We start from the raw sequence: 26,815 nt of genomic DNA on the forward strand, positions 1-26,815 counted from the left end.
GAATGGCAAAGAAAGTAATCACATTTGGTGAGATCATGTTAAGACTGGCTCCGGAAGGATACTACCGTTTCGTACAGGCGGATACCTTCGGCGCTACATACGGCGGCGGCGAGGCAAATGTCGCTGTCTCACTTGCAAACTACGGATTTGACGCAAAGTTCGTCACAAAGCTCCCAACGCACGAGATCGGACAGGCTGCTGTCAACTCTCTGAGAAAATACGGCGTTGACACGTCCTACATCGCGCGCGGCGGCGACAGAGTAGGTATCTACTACCTGGAGAAAGGCGCTTCCCAGCGTCCGTCCAAGGTCATCTATGACCGCGCGGGATCTTCCATCGCAACTGCATCCGCATCAGATTTCAACTGGAAAGAGATCTTCGACGGGGCAGACTGGTTCCACTTCACAGGCATCACTCCGGCGCTCAACGATGATGTGGCAGCGATCTGCCTGGAGGCATGCAAGGCTGCAAAAGAAGCAGGCGTTACGGTTTCCTGCGACCTGAACTACAGAAACAAACTGTGGTCCAAGGAAAAAGCCGGACAGGTGATGGGCGAGCTCTGCAAGTATGTTGACGTATGCATCGCTAACGAAGAGGACGCTTCCGATGTATTCGGCATCAAAGCAGCCAACACAGACGTCACAAAGGGCGAAGTAAACCACGAGGGATACAAAGACGTGGCAAAACAGCTTGCTGACCGCTTCGGATTCTCCAAAGTTGCCATCACACTGCGCGAGTCCATCTCCGCGAACGACAACAAATGGTCTGCAATGCTCTATGACGGAAATGACTACTACTTCAGCAAGAAATATACCATGCACATCGTTGACCGTGTAGGCGGCGGCGACAGCTTCGGCGGCGGTCTGATCTGTGCATGCTTAAACGGATATGATTCCCAGGCAGCGATCGAGTTCGCAGTTGCAGCTTCCTGCCTGAAACATTCCATCGAGGGCGACTTCAACATGGTATCCATGGACGAAGTGCTCAAACTGGCCGGCGGAGACGGATCAGGCCGTGTCCAGAGATAATCTTGATGACGCTATATTCCATATAAACCCAAATTTTGAAGAGGGGGATGCTGTCTGCCATGCAGCATCCCCTGTAAAATATATAAATAAAAGATCCAGATAAAGTATCTATACTAAATATCTGACCAGAATATCCAGATAAAACATTCCAGGAGGTATCCGCTATGAACAAATCTTTTGACCTCCTTTCACTCGGAGAAGTCCTTCTCCGCCTTTCCCCGCCCAGCAATGAACGCCTCGTACGCGGCGAGACTCTCCAGAAGCAGGTGGGCGGCGCAGAGCTCAACGTCGTTTCCGGCGTCTCTCTCCTCGGGCTCAGGACCGGGATCATCTCCAAACTCCCCGCAAACGACATCGGGACTTATGCCAAAAACCGCATCCGTTTCTGCGGGGTCAGCGACGATCATCTCGTGTATGACAACTCTCCCGAGGCAAGGCTTGGGATCTATTACTATGAAAATGGAGCTTATCCGAGAAAACCCGGCGTAGTCTACGACAGGCGCCACTCCACGATCAACACCATATCCGTGGATGATTTCGATGAAACACTCTTCTCTTCCACACGCTGCTTCCACACGAGCGGGATCACTCTCGCCCTGAGTGAACAGTGCCGCAGCACTGCGATGGAAATGATCCGCCGCTTCAAAGAGGCAGGCGCGCTCATCTCCTTTGACGTAAACTTCCGCGGAAATCTGTGGACAGGCGATGAGGCAAGGGAATGCATCGAGCAGATCCTCCCGTATGTGGACATTTTCTTCTGCTCCGAGGAGACGGCAAGGCTTACCTTCCTCAAGACAGGGGACGCAAAAGAGATCATGAAAGGCTTCACCAGGGACTATCCGATCTCTATCGTCGCCTCCACCCAGCGCGTCGTCCACAGCCCGAAAGTACACACCTTCGGCTCCATCATCTATGACGCGCGCAGCGATAAATACTACGAGGAAGAGCCATACCACAACATCGAAGTCGTGGACCGTATCGGAAGCGGGGACGCCTATGTGTCCGGCGTCCTGTACGGGCTGCTCTCAGAGCCTGACAACTGCCAGCGGGCGCTGGAGATCGGGAACGCGACAAGCGCGGTCAAGAATACCATACCAGGTGACCTGCCGTCGTCTGACCTTAAAGAGATCGAGAATGTCATCCGGGGGCATAAGGCAGTGGGACCGCAGCTTGAAATGAACAGGTAATCTGTATTTGTGGGGGAGCCTTCCTTGTGAATATAACGTCCGAAAACCGTTGGTTTGATGCAAACCGTTTTCGCGGCGGGCGGGGATATGGCTCTGGTTCCGGTTCCGTAATCCGGGAAAGACGTAAAAAGAATGGGATACGGCTAAGGACAATTTCAAAGCGGAAGATTCGCCTGCGGCTCAGGCATCCGCTTTGAAATTAACGCCGCATCCCATTCTTTTAAGTCTTTCCATCGGATTACTCCAAGTCACCGTTGCCATATCCCCGCCCGCCGCGAAAGGTGCATCAAAGGGGAACGGTTTTCTGCGTGCATCCGATCGGAAGGTCCCCGCAGACAAATGCAGGATTTCGAAAGTTGGGTGAGAGGGGAGCTTCGATGGCGGAACAGGAAGCTTTACCAAACGGAAGGTGACGCGGAGCCCCGGAGCCGAAGCCACCCACACACCCGTGCTGAATACGTCTTCGACACATCCGCTTCGGTGTTTTCGGATGTTTAGTCAACACTCAGGCTCCCCCCCGCAAATACAACTTTCACATTTTCAAAAGTTACATTCTCGCAGTACTGCATATATATCCCGCGCTCCCGCTTCCATGCATCTTCTTCCCCGGTGCCTCTCTCAGCTTCTTCGCCGGTTTCTTCTGCATCTTTTCCCGCCGCGATCCGTACATCCCGGAACGCCACATCTCTGAGATGATATTCTTTTTCCTCGAACCCGCACAGTTCCATTGCCTCGCAGGGCTCCATGCGCTCTTCCGCTTCGTTGAGCTTACTGCGGGTGATGTCGATGTCTGTGAAGCTGCAGTCCGCAAATACCGGCGGATGCGGTCCCGCGATGCCGTCGTCGTTGTAGCCCACGGAATGGAAGAGCAGGCGGGGCACGATACAGTGTGCGGCATGGATCTCTTTTACATATCCTCCGCGTTTTCTGGTGGCCTTGATCTCGATCCCGTTGGCGGAGTTTTCAAGGTCGCAGTTCCAGATCCTGACGTCCCGGATACCGCCGGACATCTCGCTTCCCAGCGCGAATCCGTGCCCGAACTGGCAGACGCAGTCAAAGATCCTGATGTGCTCGCATGGCCTGTTGATGACATTTCCTTCCGGGTTTTTGCCTGCCTTGATGGCCACCGCGTCGTCGCCTGTGTCAAATGTGCAGCCGAAGATCACGCAGTTCCTGGACGAATCCGGGTCCCAGCCATCGCCGTTCCAGATATTCCGGGACCGGAAATGGCATCCGTAAGTCACGATGTCCTGTGAATAGATCATGTGCACATTCCAGCTTGCCCCGTTTTTCAACGTCACGTTATGGATGGAAATATTCTCTGCATTGCAGATATGGAGAAGGCGCGGGCGCACTCTGCCGGGGATCGTATCCGCGTTTTCATATTCCTCGATCCTGCTGCCGAGCTCCGCCAGATAGTCTTTCAGTCTCTCCCTCTCTGCCTCGATGACTCGCTCCGCGAGCAGCCTGCCGCCGCCCTCGATGGTCCCGCCGCCGCGGATCACTACATTGCGGCTTGTGGGGCCGGCGGTATGGTCTACTTCCCCGAGATTCAGAAGCCCGCTTAAGCACTCCATCTCCGTCCCTTCGAACCGGCTCCACCTCCTCGGCAGATAGTCGTCCGGCTCTGCAGTCCCTTTCAGCACCGCGCCTTTGTCAAGGTACAGCTCCATGTCGCTGTGCAGGTTCAGGGATCCGGTCATGTACACACCTTCCGGGAAATACACCGCCTGGTCCGGCGCACAGTCGTCAATGGCGCGCTGGAGTGCTTCTGTGTTGACTGTCTCCCCGTCTCCTTTTGCAAAGTATGGCGCCTCTGTCACATCGATCCTTTTCTTCTCCTTTTTCGTCCGGCAGTAGAACCTCGCCCTCTGAAGCTCCTCTCCGCCCCTCACAGCGCGGAGGCATACTTCATAAACACGGTCTTCCTCCAGCCCTTCCAGCCCGAAGTGAGTTTTCTCTGTCTCTCCCGCTTTGGATCCATCCAGCCATATCTCATACACATCGCCCTTCCGCTCTCCTTCCGGGAGCTCCCAGTACAGCATGATCTCATGATCCTGTGCATCCCAGTTGACCCCGCTGAACCGGAATACTTCCGCCTTTCTGAGCACGTCAGACACGATCGGAAGATAGAATTCCCTGATGGCCTCAAAGTTCGGATGAGTCCCCGTAGGTTCTTCCCCCGGCGCAGGCAGACCGTCTCTGAGCACATCGAAGGAATACTTCCTGCACATCGCCTCATCCGCTGTGTCCAACGCGCAGTCATCGTAAAGATCTGCCGCTGCCACGCCCATATGGGCGCATATATTCATCTCGATCCTGTGCAGCGCTTCCTGCACCGCCCGGTCACGGTAGCCCAGCCTGTGCGCCGCCACATAGACCACCTTTGCCCGGGGCCAGTTCTTTTGGATGGTGTCAACCGTTCCCGCAAAAGCCCCCGCAAAAGTATGATAAAAAGTATCACACAACGCAGACCCGTCCGACGCGCCGCTCCCGCTGCCGCCGTACGGAGCGTACAGAGCCCTGCAGGCTTCCTCCGCGTCGCCCAGCTTCTCCATCACCGGCGCATACGCGTCATTCGTCCCGCCGTCAAACACGACATAGTCCGGATCCAGCCCGTCCTCCGCCGCTTTCCGGATCTGGTCCTCAAGGATCATCCCGCCGAGCCCTTCCTCATCGATCGGATGCCCCGGCATGACGCACGCCCCGTTGTTCGCATATTTTGTGACTGACATGCCTTCCTGCTCTGCCACGAATTCCATGAACCCTGCTTTTTTATACAAATGCCCGTCCACGATGCTGTCGCCGAAGGTGAGCACTTTTTTTCCTGTCAAAACTCCCATCTTTTCTGTCTCCTTGCCAGAGAAAGCTGTGCCGGACGATCCGCCCTGACTCCCGGGCGGAGTGATCCGAAACAGCTTTCTGTATTTCTTTTTGTTTATTCAGTTCCGCCTGTCCGGTTTCGGTCACACAAGGATTTCCGTGCTGAACAGCTCTCTCTTTTTCATCAATCCATAGATGTCTTCATCCGGCAGATGATTCTCTGTCATCAGGATGAGGCTGATCCTGCGGTCATCCTCCGAGTAGGTCAGCTCTCTCTGCCAGTCGTGGAAATCCGGCCCGTCCCCCAGGTTGCGCACATAGCTCATGTAGCCTTTGAGCACCCAGGCGGACTGCTTCACATCCGTCAGGCATTCATTCGCATAGAATCCGCCCCATTTACCGTGTTCCCTCGCCCGCATCGCATGGTCTGCCGCCAGGTATTCCTCCCGCGCCATGCCGCCGTAGAAGAATGCTTTTCTGTAATCTTCTTCCATCGCCGCCAGCAGGCTCCGGCAGATCAGGTATGCCCCGGTAAAGCAGTGATAATGGATCTGACCGTGCAGCATCAGGGAATCCCGGAAAAGCCGCCGCGCCGCGTTCCCTCTGATCTGCGCGTCCGCCGCCTCGCATACGTCCAGATACTTCCGGTAGTTTCCGCTTCCTTTCCGGCAGATTTCCTCGTAGACGAGCACCTGCTCTTTCAGAGTCCCGACATCCGTCAGCCACAGCAGGTCCTCCGAGGCATCCCGAGTCCCTTTCATGTACCGGGATACGAGCATCCTTCCCACATGGGTGGAGAACTGGTCCCCCGCGTGGTCGTCTTCATTCGGGCCGTACAGGACCGCCGCCTCATGGTATGCTTTCAGGCAGCCTGCGATCAGCTCCGCATTTTCCGCGCCGTAATAAGTCTTTCCGTATTCTTTCCTGTGTTCCCCGATGTCCACGCTGCCGTTCCGCCACATATGGGCGATAAAGTCAAGGTAATATACATGAGGCTTGACATTGGAACTGTTGATGATCCAGTAATCCGTGCATCCGTGCTCCACCGTGTTTGTGAGTTCTCTCTCTATGAACTCCGGCGCATTCTGGAGCATGGTAATGTGGTTCGCGGCCTGGAGATCGTAAAAAGATACATGGTAGTAGATCCCATTCTCCCCGGGATCATCTTTTTCCGGCAGCGCCGGGATCCTGGGGTTATGGTTCCACTGTCTCCTAGTGACCATCTTCCCAAACCCGTTGTCCGCCCAGATCTTGATCACATCATCCGGCAGCTTTAAGTAACCCTGCTGATAGAGCTCCATGGTCTCCCCGTACAGGTTTGTGCAGCACATGGCGTCCGGCAGTTTCTCCCGCACCATATCATACTGGACCCGGATCAGTTTTCCCATCAGTTCCCCTCTCGCCTCAGGCGTGTCGTACGCCGGGTCGTCATCCCAGAACGGATGGTCTCCCTGCCCGCGGAATCCAAGATTCCAGACTACATTTAAGTCTTTCTGGTCCTCGATGCCTTCTTCCCAGAGCTTCCGGAATTTGTCCCCGTGCGTGTCATAGGACGCATCCAGCCCGGGATATGCCCGGGCGAACATCTCCGCGCCCAGGGGCTCCGCGTGGTGGTGGGTGATATACAGCCCCATGTCAGAGGCGAGTTTTCTGTACTTCCTGGAATTCTTGTCCGTGCCCGGGATGACCATGTTGCCTCCGCAGCGCAGCAGCGCCTCGAACACCATTTCCCACGGCTTCTCCTCGCTGTAATCCACTTCCCACGCCTTTAACAGGACTTCATCGTTTACGAACCATCCGCGGAGCCTGATCGGAAACGGCTCTGACTCCACGCGCCAGTCCTCCGGCACGGGATATCCCTCTCTCCTGGTAAAATTCTGGTCATTCCAGAACCAGAAGTCCGTCACCCCCAGGATCCTCCTGCTGATCTCATAGATCCCGTACACAAAGCCGAGATCGCTCCCGGCGCATAATTTTAACTGATTCTTCTCCTTAACTGCAATGAGCAGGAAACACTCATCGCCAAGTGCTTCCTGCTCAAGAAGGAGCTGAATCCCCGGGTCCGCCGTCGGCTCGCACGTATTCTGTATATCTCTCCTGAGATCATCCAGTGCATGCTCCACAGCCACAGAGCGGACCTGCGATATAATTTCTATATTCTGATTCAGCGCAAATTTCATATTATCTTACCTCTCGGTCATTTCGTTCTCTGATCTGCTTAACCCTTGATACCATCCATGGCGATACCTTCTACCAGATATCTCTGGAAAATAATGAAGATGATCAGCGCCGGGAGCAGTGACAGAAGTGACATTGCGAACAGCGCGCCATAGTTGTTGTAAGTATTCGGGTCAAGGAACAGGTTCAATGCCAGTGACAGGGTGAACTTGCTCGGTGTGTTCATAAAGATCAGCGGCTGGAAGAAATCCTGCCATACCCAGTAAAATGCGAAGATAGATGCTGTCATGATCGCCGGTTTTACGACCGGTACAAGGATCTTGAACAGGATCGCGATCTTGCCGCATCCGTCGATCTCAGCAGCCTCGTCGAGCTCCTTCGGCACACCGCGGAAGAACTGTACCAGCATGAAGATGAAGAACGCGGTACCAAAGAACCACGGCAGCACCAGCGCGATCCTGGTATCTACCAGGTTCAGCCTTCTGAGGATAATGTACTGCGGTACGACCATGACCTGTGACGGGATCATCAATGTGACCATAACACAGGAGAACCAGAAGTTCCCGCCGCGGAACTTGATCCTTGTAAACGCATATGCGGCAAGCAGTGAGATAAATACACAGCCGACCATCGCAAGCACTGTGACAAATACTGTATTCCCGAGGAATGTCAGGAAGGAAACTCCCGCCACACCTTCCCAGGCGTTCATATAGTTCGTCGCCGCGTCAAAGACTTCCGGGATCAGGGAATAGGTATTCGTAAACATGGTTTCATTGCTCTTAAATGAACTTGCCAGAAGCCAGAGCATCGGGTAGATCATAAAAAAGCCGATCACGCACGCAACGACATGGAATATGACGGCGTCTACTTTTCTTTTTTTGTGCATACTCTTCATGATCATTCTCCTCCTGACTCATAGTAAACCCAGTTGTTCTGTGTCTTAAACAGGACGACCGTAAATACCGCGATGATAATTACGAGGATCCATGCAAGGGCACAGCTGTATCCCATGTCAAAATAGGTAAACGCGCGGCGGTACAGATACAGTACATAGGAAAGGGTGCTGTCCAGCGGGCCGCCGTCTGTGATGACATAACTCTCGGTGAACACGCGGAAACCATTTACCATCTGAAGGATCAGGTTGAAGAAAATGGTCGGTGTCAGCATGGGCAGTGTGATCTTGAAGAAGATCGTCGGCTTCTTCGCCCCGTCTACCATTGCGGATTCGTACAGGGAACCCGGGATCTGCTTTAACGCAGCCAGGAAGATCAGCATGGAGGAACCGAACTGCCATACGCCCATGAGGATGATGACCGCGAGCGCTGTCTTCGGATTTCCGAGCAGGGATACATCCTGTTCGATGCCGAATACAGATAAGAGTGACATTACAACACCGTCGTTTCCGAAGATCTGCTGCCATACGATGGATACGGCGATGCTTCCTCCGATGATGGACGGAATATAGTAGATCGTCCTGTACAGTCCCAGTCCTCTGTGCTTAGTGTTGAGGAGCATTGCCACGACCAGGGCGAATGCGAGACGTAAGGGTACGAGGAAGATCGTATAAATAAATGTAACCTTCAATGCCTGCCAGAATGTATCATCATTCGTGAAGATACGTACATAGTTGTCAAAACCGATCACCTTTGCATCATTCAGGAGGTTATAATCGGTAAATGAATAGTATATGGAGATAAGCATCGGAAGGAAGTACATAAGCACGAAACCAAACAGCCACGGCGCAAGCATTACGTACCCGGCTATATTGTCCCTGCGCTTGTAGGCTTTAATCTTTTTCTTCATTCTCTTTACCTCATTCTTTTTCACAGTAAGAGAAGGGACCCAAACCAAGTCCCTTCTGCTTATCATTCATAGGATCTCTTTTCAGCCGTTCAGCAAAAGCCTGACTCTCTCTTATCCGTTATTTCTTTCCAGGATCTCGTTTGCCTGCTCTCTGAAGGATGCAGCAGCTTCCTCTGCTGTAGCCTGTCCGTACATTACGCTGTTTCCTGCGTCGTTGAACGCTTTGTTGATCTCAGCGATTCCGCCCGGATCAGCTGCCGGACACTCGCCTGCGATCTCTGTTACCTTGTCAACATAATCGAACATATCGATCATTGTCTGGTCTACATCTTCTTTGCTCTTCAGGTAGTCACGGATCTCAGAGGAGATCGGCACACCTCTCTCAGCCATAATGATATCGTTTGCTTCCTCAGAGTTGATCATCCAGTTGATGAACTTCGCGCACTCTTCTTTTACTTTTGAAGACTCAGATACGCTCCAGAACATACCCGGTTTCAGCCACATAGCGTTGTTCTCATTTGCGCCCGGCATAAGAGCAAGTTTCAGGTTCGGGTTGGAAGCAACGACTTTGTTCGGATATGTGTTCCACTCAAGTGTTGTTCCAGCTTCACCTGTTACAACCGGAAGAGACTCGATACCGAGTGTAGCGATCTGTGACTGCTCGTCCGGATCCGGTGTTACATCTGCAGCAGCCATGTCAGCCCACATCTGGAAGTAATCTGCTGTGATGGAGTCATCGTCAAATGCAAGTGCTGTCCCGTCTTCGTTGAACAGTGTCTCGCCGTGCTGTCTTACATAGTAGTTAAAGAAGTTCATGTCTCCGAATGGTCCGATCGTCGCTGTCAGGGCGCTTTCCTCACCTGTTGACTCAGAAACCGCTGTGTTCAGCGCTACATAATCATCCCATGTCCAGTCGTCTGTCGGAGCCTCTACGCCGGCAGCCTCAAGGACTTCCGGATTGTATGTAACTGCAAGAGCGTTTGTTCCTGCTACGATACCAGCCATCTTTCCGTCGATGAGGCCGGTGTTCAGTGTGGCATCGTCAACGTTTGTCGTATCGATCGTTCCGTCCTCGATGAACTCGGACAGGTCAGCCAGGGAACCGTTCTTTGCATATGTCGCGATGTACAGGTAGTCCATCTGTACGATATCCGGCATGCTTCCTGAAGCAGCCTGTGTGGAAAGTTTGTCGAAGTATCCTTCCCATCCTGCCGGTGTCGCCTCGAACTCTACGTTCGGGTTCTCCGCTGTGTAAGCGTCCAGGAGTTCCTGTGTGTACTCATGTCTGGAATCTCCGCCCCACCATGTGATCTTGATCGTTGTCTTTCCGTCTGCGGAATCATTTCCGCCGTCCGCGTCGTCTCCGCCGCCTCCGCATGCTGCCAGGCTGAATACCATGGCACTTGCGAGAAGCAGAGATGCGAGCTTCTTCATTCTCTTTTTCATCTCATATCCTCCTCTTAGATTTGTGTCAACTTTTGTTGACCTTTGATAAGCTTATTTTAATGTCCGTCCTTCAAAATAGGAATGGAATTAAAAGAGTATCGCCCTGTAAAAAACCGACTTTTTGAAAAAAACCGACTTTTTTCCAAAGCCGGTTTTTACAGTACAGGGATCATCCGTTCTCCGGGCTGCCCTGATCTGCGCTGTTTTCTTTTCTGAGCCACTCACAGTATTCTGTGGGCGTCATGTCAGTCTCTTTGCGGAACGCCTTGCTGAAATACTGTCCATCCGGGGAGTATCCGACAAGCTCCGCCAGGGCGGATACCCTCGTCTCCGGGGCATAAGAGAGTATCTCCTTCGCCAGCCCAATCCTCACCTCACGGAGCCAGGTCGAAAACTTTTTATCCCAGCTCCTCACAAAGACCCGCCCGAAGTGTTCCTCATTCATAAACAGGACTTCTCTCGCGAGATAGCGGATCGAGAGGTCTGTGTTCCTGATGTTTGAGTACACTGCCTGCAGGATATTTTTCATGCGGATCTGTTCCTTGCCGGAATCCAGGTCAATATCTCCGAGCCCTGCGATCAGTACGGACAGTGTGCGCATCAGCGTATCGTCATCTGAGCTGATGCCGTCCCAGTCAAACGCTCTCTCAATGTCGTCTTCCTTTTCCTCGCACGACACCTGATACACAAGCCCGCATATCCTTTTCTTCTGTTCCGCCTCCACACCGCGCAGGTTCATCTTCATGAACCCCAGATAAACCTCAAAGAGGATATCCGCATAATCTTTTGCGGCTTTCATTTTATCCAGCCTGAAAAATTCGGCGGAATGTCCCTCAAACCCGGAGAGCCTTTCCGGATAGAGCAGCGCCGCGTCATCCGACGGGCTTCCGATCTGAAAAAGCTCCCTGACCTGTGTGTACAGTGCGCTTACATGTTCGATGGCGCCGGTATCGCTGAGCGCTACCTGGATCGCCTGCCCGTTTACCCGGGAGAACTCTTCCCGGATCCGCTCCACGCTCTTTTCCACTTTTTCGATATCGCGCTCCCCGATGAGGAACAGGACGTCCTTATTGATCGCCGTCTCCATGAGGATGTTTTCCCCGCCATAGAGTTCTGAAAGCACATTTTCTATCACGAACTGCTCCAGCGCGTCAAACCTTGCCGCAGGATTGCGGAATCCGAGAAGGCTGACACAGTCTTTGTGCTCTCCCATTTTCCCCAGGAAAATATCATATTCCTTCCTGGAAGTCTCTCTGTTCAGCAGGATATTCCGGAAGACCTGCTCTTTCGCCAGGGGCAGGAGCTTTTTCACAGTGGTGTCATACTTCCGCTTCTCCAGCTTCGTCTTTTCGATCTCGTCTTTTACTTTTTCTATTACCGGAAGCATCCGCTCCTCATCGCACGGTTTGAGGATATAGTACTTGACCCCCATCTCCATTGCCTGGCTCGTGTATTCGTATTCTCCGTACCCGGACAGTACGATCACCTGGATATCGGGGAACTCCTCTTTCAGCTTCCGGATCAGCCCGATGCCGTCCATGACCGGCATCTTGATATCCGTCATCACGATGTCCGGGTGAGTTTCCAGCACCTTTTCATACCCGTCCTGTCCGTTCCAGGCAGTGCCCGCGATCTCAATGCCATAAGTATTCCAGTCAATGAATTCCGCCATGCCCTCGCGCTCTATCTTTTCATCGTCTACAATCAAAAGCTTATACATACTCTCATTCCCCTGCCTTCTGTTTTGGGACGCGGATGCGGATCGCAGTCCCCTTCCCCTCTTCGCTGTCAATGGTAAAGTCAAACTTCTTATATGTAATGCGGAGTCTCTCATAGATATTCTTTATCCCGATCCCATGTCCCTTTGGCTGTACCGTAAAATTCCGGACTTTTTCCAGCTCCTCTTTCCTGATGCCCGGCCCGGAGTCCTTCACCTCAAATAAAATGCTTTCGTCTTCCTCTGTCACGGTAATGTCAATGTAACAGATCTTTGTCATAACATCCGCGCCATAAAAGATCGCGTTTTCCACAAGGGGCTGGAGCGTCATGCGGGGCATCACATACTCTCCCGGGTGCCCCACTGTCTTTACGGTAAATTCCGCCCGGTCCTCATACCGGTACCGCTGGATCTCAATATAGCTCTTGACCATATCGATCTCCTTTTCCACAGTCGTATACGGATTCTCGTCAAAGCTTGCCCGGAGCAGGATGCCCAGCTCCACGATCATCTTCCCCGCAGCGTCATTTTTCTTCGCCCGGATCATCCAGTGGATGGCATTCAGCGTATTATAAAGAAAATGCGGGTTGATCTGAGCCTGGAGCATCTTGTATTTTGTATCCTTCAGGAGGAGCTGCTTTTCATAATTCTCATAGATCAGCGCGTCGATCTTGTCCAGCATTACCTTAAATTCCCTTGTCAGGACGCCTACCTCGTCTTCACGGTCCGTCTCCATGGGGATCATCTTCGCACTCTGGAAGTCTCCCGTCTCAACGACCTGCATGGACTGGGTCAGGGACTCCAGAGGCTTCGTAATGATCCCGGCGATCTTACGGATCAGCAGGAGCAGGATGATAAAAGCAATGGCAAATCCAAACAAAGCCATATTCCGCACAGTCGTCACCTGTCCGTAAATATCCGAATACGGGAAAAAATTAGCATAGGTCCATCCCATATCGGACAAGGTCATCCAGCACATGAAATAGCGCTGTCCCTCGTAGATCATGACCCTGTATCCCTGGCTGTCCTGATCCCGCGGGAGCGGCGGCAGGTCTTCCTGGATATCCTGATAGATCATAGTGTCATCTGTATATACAAAAAGCGCAGAATGATCCGCCTCCATCTGCTCCTTGTTATTGGCGATGATCTTCCCGACATCGCAGAAGAAGATGAGTGTCCCAAGGTTATCCAGGCTGATATCATTCCATCTGAGCACTTTTCTTCCGCAGAGGAGATATCCGCAGTCTCTGGTCGGCCCGTACATGACTGCTTCTCCGTTTGACGCCTCCACCAGTTCCATAAACCGCTCCATCTCATCCTCTGCGATATTCCACGGACACCCCGCAGACTCTACTGAATTGCCGAATGGATCGATATAGCGTACCCCATTGATCTCTGATTGTTCCGTATTCTGATACACAAGCTGCCATCTGAGATCCGTCATTGCCTGGCTGTACTCAAGCGTCCCCGGTCCCATCTCGCTCAGCTTTATCGCTGTTTCCTGTATCTCCGAGTCGATCGCCATCTCCCGGCTCCGGTTTTCCACATCCGTCAGCCCATCCCTTACGTCCTGGATGTAATAATCCAGCTCATGCAGAGAGTTCTCATACAGTCTTTTTTCAAATGCCTCCATGCTGATCTGAAAAGCAATGACAGCCACAACAAGAAAAATCCCTGCGAATCCGAAATACACAAGGAGCATTTTTCTTGTCAGGTTCATATTTTTATACTTTGTCATTAATTTCTCAGATATACGCATATGCTTTTCCCCTGCTCCCGTTTCTCCTTTTCCGCGGTTTTTTCTGCGGTCTTACACATCTGTCTTCTGGTCTTCCACACCTGTCTTCCCCAGATGCCTCCCGCAGACGACCTTACTGCTGTCCGCTGACGATCCCTTCGATCAGCCTGGCCGCAGTCTCTGTATTCTCAGAATGCGACAGCACACAGAGATACGCCGGAGAGTATCCCACATACTGATCCAGAAAGCTGTCCGGACATTTTGTAAGGTCGATCTGTCCGTCCGTCATACAGGCGGCGCAGCTGTCATAGGCATCGCCCAGGACGTCCTCCAGATCGGCGAACGCCCCCTGCGCCGCGTATTCTTCATACACTTCCTCACTGCAGACTGCCACGTCCGCCTCGCCCGCGGTCGAGAGAGCAACTCTCAGCTTCATGACACTCTCGCCGGTGTCAGAGGACGTTGCTGTAAGGACCGTTTCCACATAGTCATGCTTCCCGCCGGTCCCGATGATACCGAGGATCCCTTCCTCCAGCTCCTCAGCGGCCTCATCGCTGGAAAGCTCCGAATCCACGATCACCACCGTCAGCAGGGTGTCCCGCATGGCATTGCTGATCATGACCACCGCGGTGTATATGACGAGTATGACCGCCGCCAAAATGATCAGTACGGACTTATAATACTGCCAGAGATATTCCAGCCTTTCGCCGCCTTTCAGCTTCCGTATCGTCTCCCACTGTTTCTGCCATTTTTCCTTCCTTGTCAGGTCTGATTCATACGGTTGTTTTTCCATATCCATCACTCCGGTATATATCTCTTAAAGATCCTTCTGAAAATATGGGCGTTGATATAGCCTGCAATGCTGAACCCTGCGATCAGGTCAAAAAATGCGGCTGCAATAAACTGCCCGAAGAACAGAAACACCCACGGGAGCAGGCTGATGACCGCGATCAGGATCGTAAACGGCAGATGAGCCAGCGCCATGAGAAACGAATTCTTAAACACTTTCTTTGTACTGTTCTCAAAAAACGCCATGACCGGGAACATATAGCAGCTTCCCATGTATACAAAGACCGCGACCACGCAGAACAGGATAAAGAGCGGGCGCGCTTTCTCCAGCCCCATCTTCGTACAGACGTAAAAATCGCAGCCGAGCACAGCCGCCACTGCCAGCAGGATCAGCGTCACGACAGTCGCCTGCTTAAAGTTCTCCTTAAATGCCTGAAAAAAGCTTCGGAACACATAAGACTCTTCATTTTTTATCATTTTCAGCGCCACCGTATAGAATGCAGTGGCAGCCGCTCCCGCCGTCACCACCGGGATGCTGCACACGATCCACAGCACATTCAGGATAACAAGGTCCGCGGCCTTTCCCAGCACCTGCGCCAGCTTGCCGTCTGCGGAAAATAATCCTCCCATAGTTTATTTCCTCCTACGTATATATCTCTGTTTTTGCTATCTTCGTCTATTCTACTTGAAAAAAACCGACTTTTCAATAAAAAAACCTGATTTCAAAAGCGTAAAAAACCGAGTAAAACAGCCCCACGGTTCTTTTCCCGTGAGGCTGCGTATTTTCAGATCTCTATATTCTTTGCGTTCCTGCGCCCTTTCCTCTTTACAGATGGAGCAGCGCTTCCGCCAGCGCCAGGATCGTCAGTGACTGTCCGTACGCCATGGGCGCGATCAGGATATTTTTGTAGTGGTCCGCATCCATGCCCATGCCCGTACCGCCGGATACATTGAGCACAGTGCCGTCCTTGTCGATATTCTTCATGATACCTTTTACTGCCTTTTCCGCGCACAGCAGATAAGAATCATCCAGGATGCCCATGCGGATCCCTTTCATGATGCCGCATGCGATCGCCGCGGAACCGGACACTTCCTCATAGCTGTCCGCATCGTCCAGCACGGTGTGCCACAGGCCGCTCGGCGCCTGGAGTTTCTTCAGCGCTTTGACCTGCGCTTTGTATGTATCGATGATGATCGTCCTCACGCCCGGATTCAGCGTGCCCTTGAACATCTCCACATAGTCCAGGATGCCCAGGGTAAACCAGCTGTTGCCGCGGCACCAGAAGATCCCGCCGAAGTTGTCGTTCCTGTTGAAGGACCAGCCGTGATAGAACAGCCCGGTCTTCTTCTCGTAGAGGTATTTGATGTGCATGAGCACCTGATGGATGCCTTCATTGATCCACTCTTCATTCTGGTATTTCTGTCCCATCTTGTTCAGGAACAGCACTGTCATGAACAGGGTGTCGATCCACATCTCGCTCTCATTGAGGCGCACGCCCTGCCGGTCGCCGTTGGCGCTGGTCACATGCTGGAACCCGCCTTCCTTTGTCCTCGGGATGCAGTTCATCAGCCAGTCCGCCCAGTCAAGGCAGAGTTTCTCGAACTTCTCGTCGTGATAATACTCATTGAGCTCCGCCAGGGTAAGCAGCGGCGTCGTTGTATTGATATTCCTTGACGGAAGCCCCAGCTCCATGTTTTCCACGAACCAGTCATGCAGGAATTCTTTGTACTTCTCGTTCTTGTCATACTGCATGATCTTCAGCAGTCCGTACAGTCCCACTCCCTGCGGCCAGTCCCATTCCCTGATGCCGAAATCCCTGGCAAAAAAGCCGATCGCCTCCCCGCCGGATTCTTCCAGCTCTTTGGCATTGTCCGGACCGCCCAGGTTTAACAGCTTGTCCACTACAAGATCTAATTTTTTTCTCAGCTCTGACTCTTTGATATTCATCCGATCTCTCCTCCTTTTTCCTAACCGCATTATATCAGATAAAGTCCTGCCGAGGAACAGAATTACCCGAACACCGGTCTGAAAAAAAACGACTTTTTTCAGGTTTTCCCACCCGAAATACCCGACATTCCGAAAAAACGGGATCCAGACTTCCCGCCGGAAATCCGGATCCCGTTTTTTGCTTATACTGTCTTTACCTTATACTGTCTCCAGGTCAAACCCGAAATACCGCACCGCATTATTATAGGAAATATCTTTCACGATCTTTCCGAGGACTTCCATATCTTTCGGGTACTCGCCATTTTCCACCCATCCGCCGATCAGATCGCAGAGGATCCTGCGGAAATACTCATGCCGCGTATAGGAGAGGAAACTCCTGGAATCTGTCAGCATGCCCACGAAATTTCCCAGGCATCCCAGGTTCGCAAGGGATGTCATCTGCTTCCTCATGCCGGTCTTATGGTCGTTGAACCACCACGCAGACCCCTGCTGGATCTTCGCCGCCGCAGAGGAATCCTGGAAGCATCCGATGATCGTGCCGATCGCCTCGTCGTCATTGGGGTTCAGGCTGTAGATGATCGTCTTCGGGAGCTCGTCCGTCTTATTCAGCGCATCCAGGAAATCTGCCATCTGTCCGGACGGCGCGTAATTATTGATGCAGTCAAACCCGGTGTCCGGCCCTAATTTTCCATACATAGGGCTGTTGTTGTCGCGCTTGCATCCATAGTGGAGCTGCATCGCCCAGCCAAGGCGGCTGTACTCTCTGCCCGCGAACATCATGAACGCAGTCTTGTATTTCAGCTCTTCTTCCTTTGTGATACTCTCTCCTGCCAGGCGCTTTGCCACGATCCCCTCCACTTCCTTATCAGAAGCCGGCACGTACATCACATACTCCAGCGCATGGTCTGACGCGCGGCATCCCATCTCAGCGAAGAATGCCATTCTCTTTTTCAGCGCCTCTTTGATGTCAGCGAATGTACGGATCTCCATCCCCGCTGCATCGCCCAGTTTCTTAAGATAGTCCGCGAAATCCGGTTTCTCCACGTTCATCGCCTTGTCCGGGCGCCATGCAGGGAGCACCTGTACGTCAAAGCTGTCATCCTCTTTAATAACCTTATGCCACTCCAGGGAATCCGCCGGGTCATCTGTGGTGCACACGAGCGTAACTCCGGACTGGCGGATGATATTGCGCACGCTCATGGAATCCTCCGCAAGCTTCGCATTGCACAGGTTCCACACTTCCTCCGCGGTCTCTCCATTCAGGACGCCGTGGTATCCAAAATATCTCTGAAGCTCCAGATGGCTCCAGTGGTACAGCGGGTTCCCGATCCCCCGCTCCAGTGTCTCCGCCCATTTCTGGAATTTCTCCCTGTCCGTGGCGTCCCCTGTGATATACTTCTCCTCCACGCCGTTAGAGCGCATGAGGCGCCATTTATAGTGGTCTCCGCCCAGCCATACCTGAGTGATGTTGTCAAATTTCCGGTCCTGCGCGATCTCTTTCGGATCGATGTGGCAGTGATAATCGAGGATCGGAGCTTTTTCCGCATAGTCGTGGAACAGCTCTTTTGCAGTGTCCGTGCTGAGCAGGAAGTCTTTGTCCATAAATTGTTTCATGATGATCGTTCTCCTTTTTTAATGAGTGCGGGGTTTACGGGGTGCTGTTATGATACTTTCACAGTTATGATGTCCGAGCCAGACGCGGACCGAGGTACCAACGCTTTATCAGCTGTAAGCTCTTACATTCAGAGTGTAAGAGCTTACATGCAAAAAGTCAATATCTTTTTCCCGCATTTTCATGTAAGATATCATTATTTTGAAAAATTCTGTTTATCAGTCAAAGTCTGCCGAACCATTTCTGAGATATTTTTCTCTGAATTCGGTTCTCACCAGCGGGTTGTCTTTTCTCCAGATTTGTCTCAGTCTATTTTTCAGGTAATTTATCGACACTTCCGGACAGTTTCTGCTTTCCAGCTGTTCGATGAACCAGAGATATTTTACGACCTGCATAGCTTCCGCAATATCCCGATTGGAGCTTTCTGTCAGATTTTGCCTGGACGCCTGCGGGGAAATACTGCTGTTTTTTATATTGACATAAAATCTAAAGTTTTCAAACATCAGCCACTCAATGTCCATTGGACCTGCGTTTATACGCACAGATCGGAACCAGAAATCGGAAATCGGACGCAGCACTGTTTTTTCAATATGAAATGTGGATTCATATGGCGCCGTTTCAATAAGATCTCTTTTCACCAAAAAATAAACTGATGACGGCTGATGTTTTTTCCCTGCTAATAAATTAATCCACTTTTTTGCATAATCATCATCAGAAATCCCTTTCGTTATATAATACATTTCAAACGACATATTATAGTATCCGACATCCGCACATTTATAACGTCTGAGTCTCTTCAATTTTTTTCTCGATATAAAAGCGCTTTTCCAAACATTTTCATATAAACTGGATTCCAAAATGGATTGAATTTCATCTGTCATATTATAAAGCGATAAACATTCATTTGTTCTCTGGTGATTTTTTTCCGGGATCAGGCACCATACGCAATTATTCGGTATTTGATCAACATTTTTTATCTCATTATTTTTATACCCGTCAATCCGTATTCCTTTATTGGCAAAAGGAATTGATTTCGCTATCCTGCCTCCTATTTCAATCCTGCCTGCTTCCAGGGCATCAAATATGGAATTATACTTAACGCCAGACTGGTTCCAAAGCTGTCTGTAACTGTCATTTTCATTAAAATAAACACAGCCTTCAATATCATACAGATAGCGCGACAAAACAATCTGATAGTCTGATTTCTCTTTATTTTCTGCAAGGTATTCCTCATAATTCTGCTCTGTAATTTTATACCGCAGACTATTGGTCTCTTGATCAGAAAGCGTCAGTTTCCAGAAATTATTTTTTACATAGGTTCTCACAACCAAAAGAACATGATCCATCATTGCCTCTTTCGTATTTATTGTAAACGGAAGGGCAAGCGTTGCGTCTAGACTATCCCAAAAATCCCTCTTCAGTTTAATCTCTGTCCCGCTGAACTGTTTCTGCGCATATTCATACTTTGTGATATATCGGTCCCCCTTCACCAGGTGCAGCCGATATTCCACCTGATCTTCAAACCCGGAAGTCCGCACCCATATTTCATCCGACAGCATAAACCCGGCGAGAAACCCAATCCCGAAAAAACCCATCGGCTTATACGCCAGATTCAGCTTTCTGTATTCCCTGGATCGGTAGTAGGAAACCCCGATATTCAGGAAAAAATTCCTGATCACATCGTCCGTCATCCCAATCCCGTTATCCCTGATGTACACATACTTGTCATCCGCGCTCACGGTTATGCACGGGATATACGGATCAAAAGCATCCTTTTTCTTCTGCTCCCGCTCTTTTCTGACCATACATGCATCTATCGCATTCTGAATGATCTCCCTCAGACCGACTGTCCGGTCTCCGTATAGATGTTCGCCCATGAACAATTCCGAGATGGAAGCGAAATCCATGGTAAATGTATGGTGCCAGATCTGATAATCGCCCTGAGTGCGTATTTCTCGCTTTACAATATCGTTTTTTACCTTCAGTTCGGGACCATTGCTGCGGCTTGTCCAGGCAATCGCGTCCCTTAATTCTTTTTCGATCATATCGAGATGATTGAAAAGTGCTCTGTGTGCAGCTTCATCATCGCAGATTCCGTCCACACGATAAAACCCTTTCTCATCGATACGACAGTCTGTAATTGACAGATGTTTTTTCCAATGTTCCTGGCTGATTCCTCTCAGCCTCAGAAAATTATAGAGCGTATACGGAGCCCGGTTCCGGGACAGATCCATAGCATCCGCAAGCCGCAGCAGAATCGCGCACAAAGCAGTATTCAGATTCATTCCGTCTGCGCGCAGATCTGCCGGCAGACGCTCAATGTAAGAAATATCTTTCATATGGCTGGCACATATCGTCGGAAGATACTGATGAAAGATCAGATGATGCCGTCCAAAATTCAGCGGCTGTCCCGCTTCATCGCGAATCTTGTCGTTTTCGATAAAATATGCGCTCCTGTCCCCATGCGACTCGCGTATTTCCTCCAACGGTGTCTCCTCATCCCCCAGTCTGACCATCCCGATATCGTGCAGTAATGCCGTATAAATAAGGCATACTATCTCTATCGCTGACAGCTGGGAAGGATCCAGCAACTGCCCCATAAGATCGATCACATTGATACTGTGCTGCAGATCGTGCAAAGTAAAATTCCCCGCCGAAGCCCTAATTTCCCCCAGCGCCGTTTTACAAACTTTTATACATTTCAGAATTTCACGTTCGGTCTCCCTTGCATAATTTCCCCGCTCACTGTTTTCATCGGCTATTTTCTCTAAAGCCTCAAACAATACTGGCGGGGTCTGCCCGATCAATGTCTTTATATCTTCCAGCCAATTATTATCCGATTTTTTGCCCATCCTATTCATTCCTTTATTTCATCTTTTTTTGTATCTGCTTTATCGCTTTCCTGCATCCATTCACGGATCTGGTTCATAAAAATATTCTGTATCTCCCGGTTCGGGATAGCAAGCCGACGGAACTCTCCATCTGCCTTTCCCCTCTGTGGCAGATATCCTGTGGTAAAAAGTACGCTCCATACATTTTCCACCCTGCTGTACAGATCATTATAGGTCAGCTCTTCATTAATTTCTTTTGTGTCAGATTCGCCTGAGATCAGCCTCTCAATACTTTCTTTTTAAATCACTTTCCTTTTAAACCGTGATCTCAATCTGATTCTTTTCTATATCCACAATACAGCTTTCATAGTATCCGTCCCCCGTTGTGCGCGGGCCGCTCCAGGTCATTTACATACATCGCTATGTGCTCTATCCTCATAATATCTCCTCTCTCTGCGCCTGTTAAAAATCCGTTGTGCATCTCTTCACGAGCATACACTCCACCGGCACTTCCGCCGGGACATCCTCCCCTTTTAAAAGTTTCATGATATTATCGATCGTAAGGTTGCACAGCTTTTCCGCCGTATTGTCGATCGTCGTCAGCTCCGGCTCGCAGCACACGGAATACTCGGAGTTATTGTACCCGATCACGCTCAGTTCTTCCGGGATCTTCAGCCCTTTTGCATTGGCATATTTCACTGCGCCCACGGCAAGGGCATCGTCCGTGGCAAAGACGCTGTCATATTCCAGCGCGCGCCTCGCCAGAAGGATATCCCGGACCAGATGGATCCGGTTCTCTGTAAGGAGCTTTAACTCCCCAAGCACGGGCAGCCCGTTTTCCCTGAGCGCCCGCTCATATCCTTCCATCTTCTGCGATACGCTGTACGAGCGGGAATCCGTCAGGAAGAGGATCCGCTTCCTCCCGGACCGGATCAGCCGGGACACCGCGTCATAAACCGCCTCTTCGTCCTTATTGTATACGGAATAGATATTTTCTCCGCTGATCTTGCCGTTGATCAGGAATACCGGGATCTTCTCCGCTGCCCTGCGGATATATTCCGCGGATGAAGCGTCTCCGTCCCCATAGCCGGTATAGGTAGATCCCACCAGGATCAGGGCGTCGATCCGTTTCTTCATGATCAGGTCCACTGCCTCTTCCTTCTTCTGCTGTTCGTGCCCGCTGCAGTAGAGGATACAGTCATACCCGTATTCCTTCAGCCTGCGCTCGAGAAAAGAGACTGCACGCGCCATATACGCGTCCGCCACGTCCGGGCAGATGATCCCGATGATCTGCATGGAGTCAAGCCCCAGCCCCCGGGCGAACACATTCGGCGTATAATCATTTTCTTCCATGACAGCGAGTACTTTCTGCCGGGTCTGCTCGCTCACCCGCGGGCTTCCGTTTACCACCCGCGATACCGTGGCAATGGATACTCCCGCCAGTTCTGCTATATCATAAATATTCATATCCTGATCTCCTCGTAGTCATAAGCACTGTGTTTGGTAACTGCTTACATTTATGTCCATTATAAAGAAATATCTCCCAGGAATCAACCGCCCGGATCCCAGAGATAAAGAGAACATGCTTTTCTCACCCGAATATCCTGATAATCGGACTGTTACAATACAATTTCTTTTACACAAAATCTCCCCTCCCTCTTGACTCTTCCCCAAAAATGAAGTACCTTGTATGTAAGCACTTACACAGCCGCATGTGAGCGGCAGAATGGAGAGTAAAATGAGAACATATTTACAGATCAATCCAAAAGACAATGTAGCAGTCGCCCTGGCTCCTTTAAGCGCTGGTACTGCGATCGAACTGGACGGGATCTCCCTTACTCTTTCAGAGGACATCCCCCAGGGACACAAGTTCGCCCTGAAACAGATCCCTGAGGGCGGACAGGTCATCAAATACGGCTGTCCCATCGGCATCGCCAAAGAGGAGATCCTGCCCGGGCAGTGGGTACATATCCATAATATCAAAACCGGGCTGGGCGACCTTCTGACCTACACCTACGACCGGAAGGTCACGGAGACTGCGCCCACGGAAGAGCGGTTCTTCCAGGGCTTCCGCAGGGCCGACGGACGCGCTGCCGTGCGCAACGAGCTCTGGATCATCCCTACCGTGGGCTGCGTCAACAACATTGCCACAGCCATTGAGAAGAAGGCGCAGTCCCTGGTTACCGGCACGGTCGAAGCTGTCGCCGCCTTTCCCCATCCTTACGGATGCTCCCAGATGGGCGACGACCAGGAGCACACCCGCCAGGTCCTCGCAGACCTGATCAACCATCCGAACGCAGGCGGCGTGCTCGTCCTGGGGCTCGGCTGCGAGAACAGCGGGATCGATGTGCTGAAAAATTACATCGGCGACTATGATCCGAACCGGGTGAAATTCCTCGTCTGTCAGGAATCTGAGGACGAGATCAGCGACGCCATGGACCTCCTGAAAGAGCTCGCCGCATACGCCGGACAGTTCCACAGGGAGCCCATCTCCTGCTCTGAGCTTGTCATCGGCATGAAATGCGGCGGCAGCGATGGTCTCTCCGGCATCACGGCGAACCCGACTGTCGGGGCATTCTCAGACCTGCTCATTTCCAAAGGCGGTACTACCATCCTTACGGAAGTCCCGGAGATGTTCGGCGCTGAGACCCAGCTGATGGACCGCTGTGAAACCGAGGAGCTGTTCCATCAGACCGTAGACCTGATCAATGATTTCAAAGAATACTTCACAAGCCACGGGCAGACTATTTACGAAAATCCTTCGCCCGGCAACAAAAAAGGCGGGATCTCCACTCTGGAGGACAAGTCCATGGGCTGCACCCAGAAGTCCGGCACCGCGCCGGTCCGCGGCGTCCTTGCCTATGGGGAACGGGTAAAAGAAAAAGGGCTGAATCTTTTAAGCGCCCCCGGCAATGACCTGGTTGCCTCTACGGCACTGGCAGCGGCAGGAGCCCATATCGTGCTCTTTACGACCGGAAGGGGCACCCCCTTTGCCTCCCCTGTACCGACCGTCAAGATCTCTACGAACAACCGCCTGTATGAGAAAAAGCAGAACTGGATCGATTTCAACTGCGGCACGCTTGTCGAGGGCGGCACGCTGACAGAACTGAGGGACCGTTTCTTTGACTATATCATCAGTGTTGCCTCAGGGGAGCTGGTAAAATCAGAAAAAGCCGGTTTCCACGACATGGCGATCTTCAAGCAGGGCGTGACCCTGTAGGCAAGGGCGTCACCAGGCAGACAGAGACCGCCCTGCCTGACCCTGTAGGGCCGGATAGCCGAAGCGGCATCAGCATCCAAAAAAGAACTAATACTGGAGAGAACAGCACATGAATATGAAATCTGTTTTAATGATCGGGCAGTCCAATATGGCGGGAAGGGGATACCTAAGCGATGTCCCCGCCATATATAATGAAAATATCCAGATGCTCCGAAACGGCAGATGGCAGATGATGGCAGAGCCTGTCAACTGCGACAAGCCTGTTGCCGGAGTGGGCCTTGCCGGCTCATTTGCCGCGATGTGGGCAACGGAGCATCCCGGAGAGAAGATAGGGCTGATCCCATGCGCGGAAGGCGGCAGTTCCATTGACGAATGGCATCCCGCGGGCACACTCTTTAAACATGCTGTCAGCGAAACACATTTTGCCATGGAAGAGAGCGAACTCATTGCCGTCCTGTGGCACCAGGGAGAAAACGACAGCTTCGGCGGCCGCCACAGGACTTACTATGATAAATTAAAACAGATCGTGGAAACGCTGAGGGTTGAACTAAGGCAGCCTGGCATCCCCTTCATCCTCGGCGGTCTGGGCGATTTCCTTGAACACGCGCGCCTGGGCGCGGACTGCCGGGAATACCGGGAGATCAACCGTGAACTTAAGAGGTTCGCCGCAGAGCAGGACAATTGCTTCTTTGCGACAGCAGAAGGCCTCACCTCAAATCCGGACATGCTGCATTTCAACGCAGTGTCCCAGAGGAAACTTGGCGTGCGCTACTATGAAGCCTTTTCCACAAAAACAGATGTCCTGCATCCGCTGGAAAATGAGGACGGACTGCTTGACCAGTGCATTAACAGCAGGCCTTACAGCCAGAACGAAAAAATGTATCAGCTCATGTTCCGGTTCGCGACCGGCGGGATTTCTTATGAAGAGACCCTGGAGCAGATGGAGAAACTAAGAAAGGGAGATACTGAGAAATGAAAACGATCAATGATGTAATCGAGAAAAAATATGGGAACTATCCGGAAAAAGTACTCCAGTTCGGGGAGGGAAACTTCCTCCGCGCATTCGTGGACTGGATGATCGACAAAGCGAACCGGGACGGCATCTACCATGGCAGCATCGTACTCTGCCAGCCCATCGCGCAGGGACTCAAAGACATGATCAACGCGCAGGACGGCGTATATACCCTCGCCATGCGCGGCGCGGAAAACGGGCAGCCCGTGGAGAAGATCGAAGTCATCACCTCTGTATCACGGTGCATCAATCCCTATGAAAACTATGAGGATCTGATGGAGATCGCGCGCAGCGCGGACCTGGAAGTCGTGGTGTCCAATACCACCGAAGCGGGCATTACCTACCATGCAGGCGATCAGCCGACGGATCGCCCGCCTGTATCCTTTCCGGCGAAAGTGACTGCGTTCCTGTACGAACGTTACAAAGCATTCCACGGCGACCCGGAAAAAGGTCTTCTCTTCCTCCCCGTAGAGCTCATCGACAATAACGGAGCGGAATTAAAGCGCATTGTCCTCCAATACGCGCAGGAATGGGAGCTGGGCCAGGAGTTCACCGACTGGATCAATACAGCCAATGCGTTTACCAGCACTCTGGTAGACCGCATCGTCACCGGATATCCCAGGGACGAAGTCTCTTACTTCGAGGAAAAGCTGGGCTATAAAGACAACATCATCGACACAAGCGAACTCTTCAATCTCTGGGTCATTGAAGGGGACAAAAAATGGGCTGACAAACTCCCTGTCCATAAGACCGATGCCAATGTCATCTGGACAGGCGATGTCAAGCCGTACAAAAAACGAAAAGTGCGCATCTTAAACGGCGCCCATACATCCACGGTCCTCGCCGCGTACCTGGCCGGATTTGACATCGTGGGGGATTTTATGAAAGACGACACTGTGCGCACCTTTATGAACAACGTGATCTATCAGGAAGTCATCCCCACGCTGGACCTTCCGAAAGAGGAGCTGGAGTCCTTTGCCGCCGCGGTCAACGACCGCTTCGCGAATCCGTATATCAAACACAAGCTGCTGGATATCGCCCTCAACTCCTGCTCCAAGTTCAACGCCAGATGCCTGCCTTCTCTCCTGGGATATGTTGAGGAAAAAGGCGTGCTTCCGAAATGCCTGACCTTCTCCCTCGCAGCATTCATCAAGTTCTACCAGGGAGAATGGAAAGACGGCGTGTATACGGGCACGAGAAAGGACGGCACACAGTACCCGCTCAGGGATGATGAGTCCGTGATCCGCTTCTTTGCTGACGCCTGGTCCGGAAATGACGCTGAGGGCACAGCAGCGGCAGTCCTCTCGAACAAAGACTTCTGGAGCGGGAAAGACCTGACAGAAGTGCCGGGGCTCAAAGACGCGGTCGCAGGCTATTTAAGAGAGATGGAAGAAAAAGATATAAAAGAGATCATGGCTGGGCTTATCTGATAAGCCGTAGGGGAAGAAAACAGGCAGATACCGGGACTCACACTCCCGGGTCT

Annotated in this window: 18 protein-coding genes and 1 pseudogene; 5 read left to right on the top strand and 14 right to left on the bottom strand. The window is 51.6% G+C overall.

Annotated features, from left to right (window positions below; genetic code table 11):
- Positions 1-2: 2 nt before the first annotated feature.
- Entirely contained in the window at positions 3-1,028 is a 1,026-nt protein-coding gene (locus tag B5G27_RS05070) for a sugar kinase (protein ID WP_087177860.1), read from the top strand.
- Positions 1,029-1,192: 164 nt separating this feature from the next.
- The gene (locus B5G27_RS05075; protein WP_087177861.1) at positions 1,193-2,215 is read left to right on the top strand and encodes a sugar kinase; all 1,023 of its coding nucleotides are present in this window, start codon (positions 1,193-1,195) and stop codon (positions 2,213-2,215) included.
- A 494-nt stretch (positions 2,216-2,709) separates the two neighbouring features.
- On the opposite strand, the gene B5G27_RS05080 is transcribed toward B5G27_RS05075, so the two are convergent.
- The 14 genes and pseudogenes from B5G27_RS05080 to B5G27_RS05150 form a co-directional block, all read right to left on the bottom strand.
- Entirely contained in the window at positions 2,710-5,058 is a 2,349-nt protein-coding gene (locus tag B5G27_RS05080) for a glycosyl hydrolase family 28 protein (protein ID WP_087177862.1), read from the bottom strand.
- Positions 5,059-5,181: 123 nt separating this feature from the next.
- Positions 5,182-7,218: a glycosyl hydrolase 115 family protein gene (locus B5G27_RS05085; protein ID WP_087177863.1), complete on the bottom strand. Its 2,037-nt coding sequence runs from the start codon at positions 7,216-7,218 to the stop codon at positions 5,182-5,184.
- Positions 7,219-7,256: 38 nt separating this feature from the next.
- The gene (locus B5G27_RS05090; RefSeq protein WP_242958236.1) at positions 7,257-8,111 is read right to left on the bottom strand and encodes a carbohydrate ABC transporter permease; all 855 of its coding nucleotides are present in this window, start codon (positions 8,109-8,111) and stop codon (positions 7,257-7,259) included.
- Positions 8,112-8,113: 2 nt separating this feature from the next.
- Positions 8,114-9,019 carry a carbohydrate ABC transporter permease gene (locus B5G27_RS05095; RefSeq protein ID WP_087178152.1) on the bottom strand — a complete coding sequence of 302 codons (906 nt, stop codon included), beginning with the start codon at positions 9,017-9,019 and terminating at the stop codon, positions 8,114-8,116.
- Between the two features lie 111 nt (positions 9,020-9,130).
- A complete protein-coding gene (locus B5G27_RS05100) occupies positions 9,131-10,465 on the bottom strand; it encodes an ABC transporter substrate-binding protein (protein WP_087177864.1) in 1,335 nt (444 codons plus the stop codon).
- Positions 10,466-10,634: 169 nt separating this feature from the next.
- The gene (locus B5G27_RS05105) at positions 10,635-12,185 is read right to left on the bottom strand and encodes a response regulator (protein WP_162611192.1); all 1,551 of its coding nucleotides are present in this window, start codon (positions 12,183-12,185) and stop codon (positions 10,635-10,637) included.
- Between the two features lie 4 nt (positions 12,186-12,189).
- Positions 12,190-13,920, bottom strand: a complete 1,731-nt coding sequence (locus tag B5G27_RS05110; protein WP_162611193.1) for a sensor histidine kinase — start codon at positions 13,918-13,920, stop codon at positions 12,190-12,192.
- 133 nt (positions 13,921-14,053) lie between these two features.
- A complete protein-coding gene (locus B5G27_RS05115) occupies positions 14,054-14,713 on the bottom strand; it encodes a hypothetical protein (RefSeq protein ID WP_143449648.1) in 660 nt (219 codons plus the stop codon).
- A 5-nt stretch (positions 14,714-14,718) separates the two neighbouring features.
- The gene (locus tag B5G27_RS05120) at positions 14,719-15,339 is read right to left on the bottom strand and encodes a YesL family protein (RefSeq protein WP_087177868.1); all 621 of its coding nucleotides are present in this window, start codon (positions 15,337-15,339) and stop codon (positions 14,719-14,721) included.
- A 196-nt stretch (positions 15,340-15,535) separates the two neighbouring features.
- Entirely contained in the window at positions 15,536-16,657 is a 1,122-nt protein-coding gene (locus tag B5G27_RS05125; protein ID WP_330398988.1) for a glycoside hydrolase family 88 protein, read from the bottom strand.
- Positions 16,658-16,855: 198 nt separating this feature from the next.
- On the bottom strand, positions 16,856-18,271 hold the full coding sequence (gene uxaC, locus B5G27_RS05130; protein WP_087177870.1) for a glucuronate isomerase: 1,416 nt from the start codon (positions 18,269-18,271) through the stop codon (positions 16,856-16,858).
- A gap of 216 nt (positions 18,272-18,487) precedes the next feature.
- Entirely contained in the window at positions 18,488-20,908 is a 2,421-nt protein-coding gene (locus B5G27_RS05135) for an HD domain-containing protein (RefSeq protein ID WP_162611194.1), read from the bottom strand.
- 507 nt (positions 20,909-21,415) lie between these two features.
- Positions 21,416-21,499: pseudogene (locus tag B5G27_RS16850) on the bottom strand (VOC family protein); the annotation flags it as partial.
- 63 nt (positions 21,500-21,562) lie between these two features.
- Positions 21,563-22,567: a LacI family DNA-binding transcriptional regulator gene (locus B5G27_RS05150; RefSeq protein WP_087177873.1), complete on the bottom strand. Its 1,005-nt coding sequence runs from the start codon at positions 22,565-22,567 to the stop codon at positions 21,563-21,565.
- A 271-nt stretch (positions 22,568-22,838) separates the two neighbouring features.
- Here B5G27_RS05150 and B5G27_RS05155 point away from each other — a divergent pair, with 271 nt between their 5' ends.
- The 3 genes from B5G27_RS05155 to B5G27_RS05165 all read left to right on the top strand — a co-directional run bounded on the left by B5G27_RS05155 (position 22,839) and on the right by B5G27_RS05165 (position 26,762).
- On the top strand, positions 22,839-24,320 hold the full coding sequence (locus B5G27_RS05155; RefSeq protein WP_087177874.1) for a UxaA family hydrolase: 1,482 nt from the start codon (positions 22,839-22,841) through the stop codon (positions 24,318-24,320).
- A gap of 115 nt (positions 24,321-24,435) precedes the next feature.
- Positions 24,436-25,296 (top strand): sialate O-acetylesterase, encoded by an 861-nt coding sequence (locus B5G27_RS05160; protein ID WP_087178153.1) that lies wholly within the window; start codon positions 24,436-24,438, stop codon positions 25,294-25,296.
- Positions 25,293-26,762, top strand: a complete 1,470-nt coding sequence (locus B5G27_RS05165) for a tagaturonate reductase (RefSeq protein WP_087177875.1) — start codon at positions 25,293-25,295, stop codon at positions 26,760-26,762. Before B5G27_RS05160 ends, B5G27_RS05165 begins: the two co-directional genes overlap by 4 nt.
- Positions 26,763-26,815 lie beyond the last annotated feature (53 nt).

Source organism: Lachnoclostridium sp. An76 (genome assembly GCF_002161355.1).
GTDB lineage: Bacteria > Bacillota > Clostridia > Lachnospirales > Lachnospiraceae > Mediterraneibacter > Mediterraneibacter caccavium.

Excerpts from the sequence above, each read along its gene's own strand:
- B5G27_RS05085 (WP_087177863.1), bottom strand. The coding sequence starts at position 7,218 with ATGAAATTTGCGCTGAATCAGAATATAGAAATTATATCGCAGGTCCGC.
- B5G27_RS05090 (WP_242958236.1), bottom strand. The coding sequence starts at position 8,111 with ATGAAGAGTATGCACAAAAAAAGAAAAGTAGACGCCGTCATATTCCAT.
- B5G27_RS05120 (WP_087177868.1), bottom strand. The coding sequence starts at position 15,339 with ATGGGAGGATTATTTTCCGCAGACGGCAAGCTGGCGCAGGTGCTGGGA.
- B5G27_RS05155 (WP_087177874.1), top strand. The coding sequence starts at position 22,839 with ATGAGAACATATTTACAGATCAATCCAAAAGACAATGTAGCAGTCGCC.
- B5G27_RS05080 (WP_087177862.1), bottom strand. The coding sequence starts at position 5,058 with ATGGGAGTTTTGACAGGAAAAAAAGTGCTCACCTTCGGCGACAGCATC.
- B5G27_RS05070 (WP_087177860.1), top strand. The coding sequence starts at position 3 with ATGGCAAAGAAAGTAATCACATTTGGTGAGATCATGTTAAGACTGGCT.
- B5G27_RS05075 (WP_087177861.1), top strand. The coding sequence starts at position 1,193 with ATGAACAAATCTTTTGACCTCCTTTCACTCGGAGAAGTCCTTCTCCGC.
- B5G27_RS05100 (WP_087177864.1), bottom strand. The coding sequence starts at position 10,465 with ATGAAAAAGAGAATGAAGAAGCTCGCATCTCTGCTTCTCGCAAGTGCC.
- B5G27_RS05125 (WP_330398988.1), bottom strand. The coding sequence starts at position 16,657 with ATGAATATCAAAGAGTCAGAGCTGAGAAAAAAATTAGATCTTGTAGTG.
- B5G27_RS05150 (WP_087177873.1), bottom strand. The coding sequence starts at position 22,567 with ATGAATATTTATGATATAGCAGAACTGGCGGGAGTATCCATTGCCACG.
- B5G27_RS05105 (WP_162611192.1), bottom strand. The coding sequence starts at position 12,185 with ATGTATAAGCTTTTGATTGTAGACGATGAAAAGATAGAGCGCGAGGGC.
- B5G27_RS05115 (WP_143449648.1), bottom strand. The coding sequence starts at position 14,713 with ATGGAAAAACAACCGTATGAATCAGACCTGACAAGGAAGGAAAAATGG.
- B5G27_RS05160 (WP_087178153.1), top strand. The coding sequence starts at position 24,436 with ATGAAATCTGTTTTAATGATCGGGCAGTCCAATATGGCGGGAAGGGGA.
- B5G27_RS05095 (WP_087178152.1), bottom strand. The coding sequence starts at position 9,019 with ATGAAGAAAAAGATTAAAGCCTACAAGCGCAGGGACAATATAGCCGGG.
- B5G27_RS05165 (WP_087177875.1), top strand. The coding sequence starts at position 25,293 with ATGAAAACGATCAATGATGTAATCGAGAAAAAATATGGGAACTATCCG.
- uxaC (WP_087177870.1), bottom strand. The coding sequence starts at position 18,271 with ATGAAACAATTTATGGACAAAGACTTCCTGCTCAGCACGGACACTGCA.
- B5G27_RS05110 (WP_162611193.1), bottom strand. The coding sequence starts at position 13,920 with ATGACAAAGTATAAAAATATGAACCTGACAAGAAAAATGCTCCTTGTG.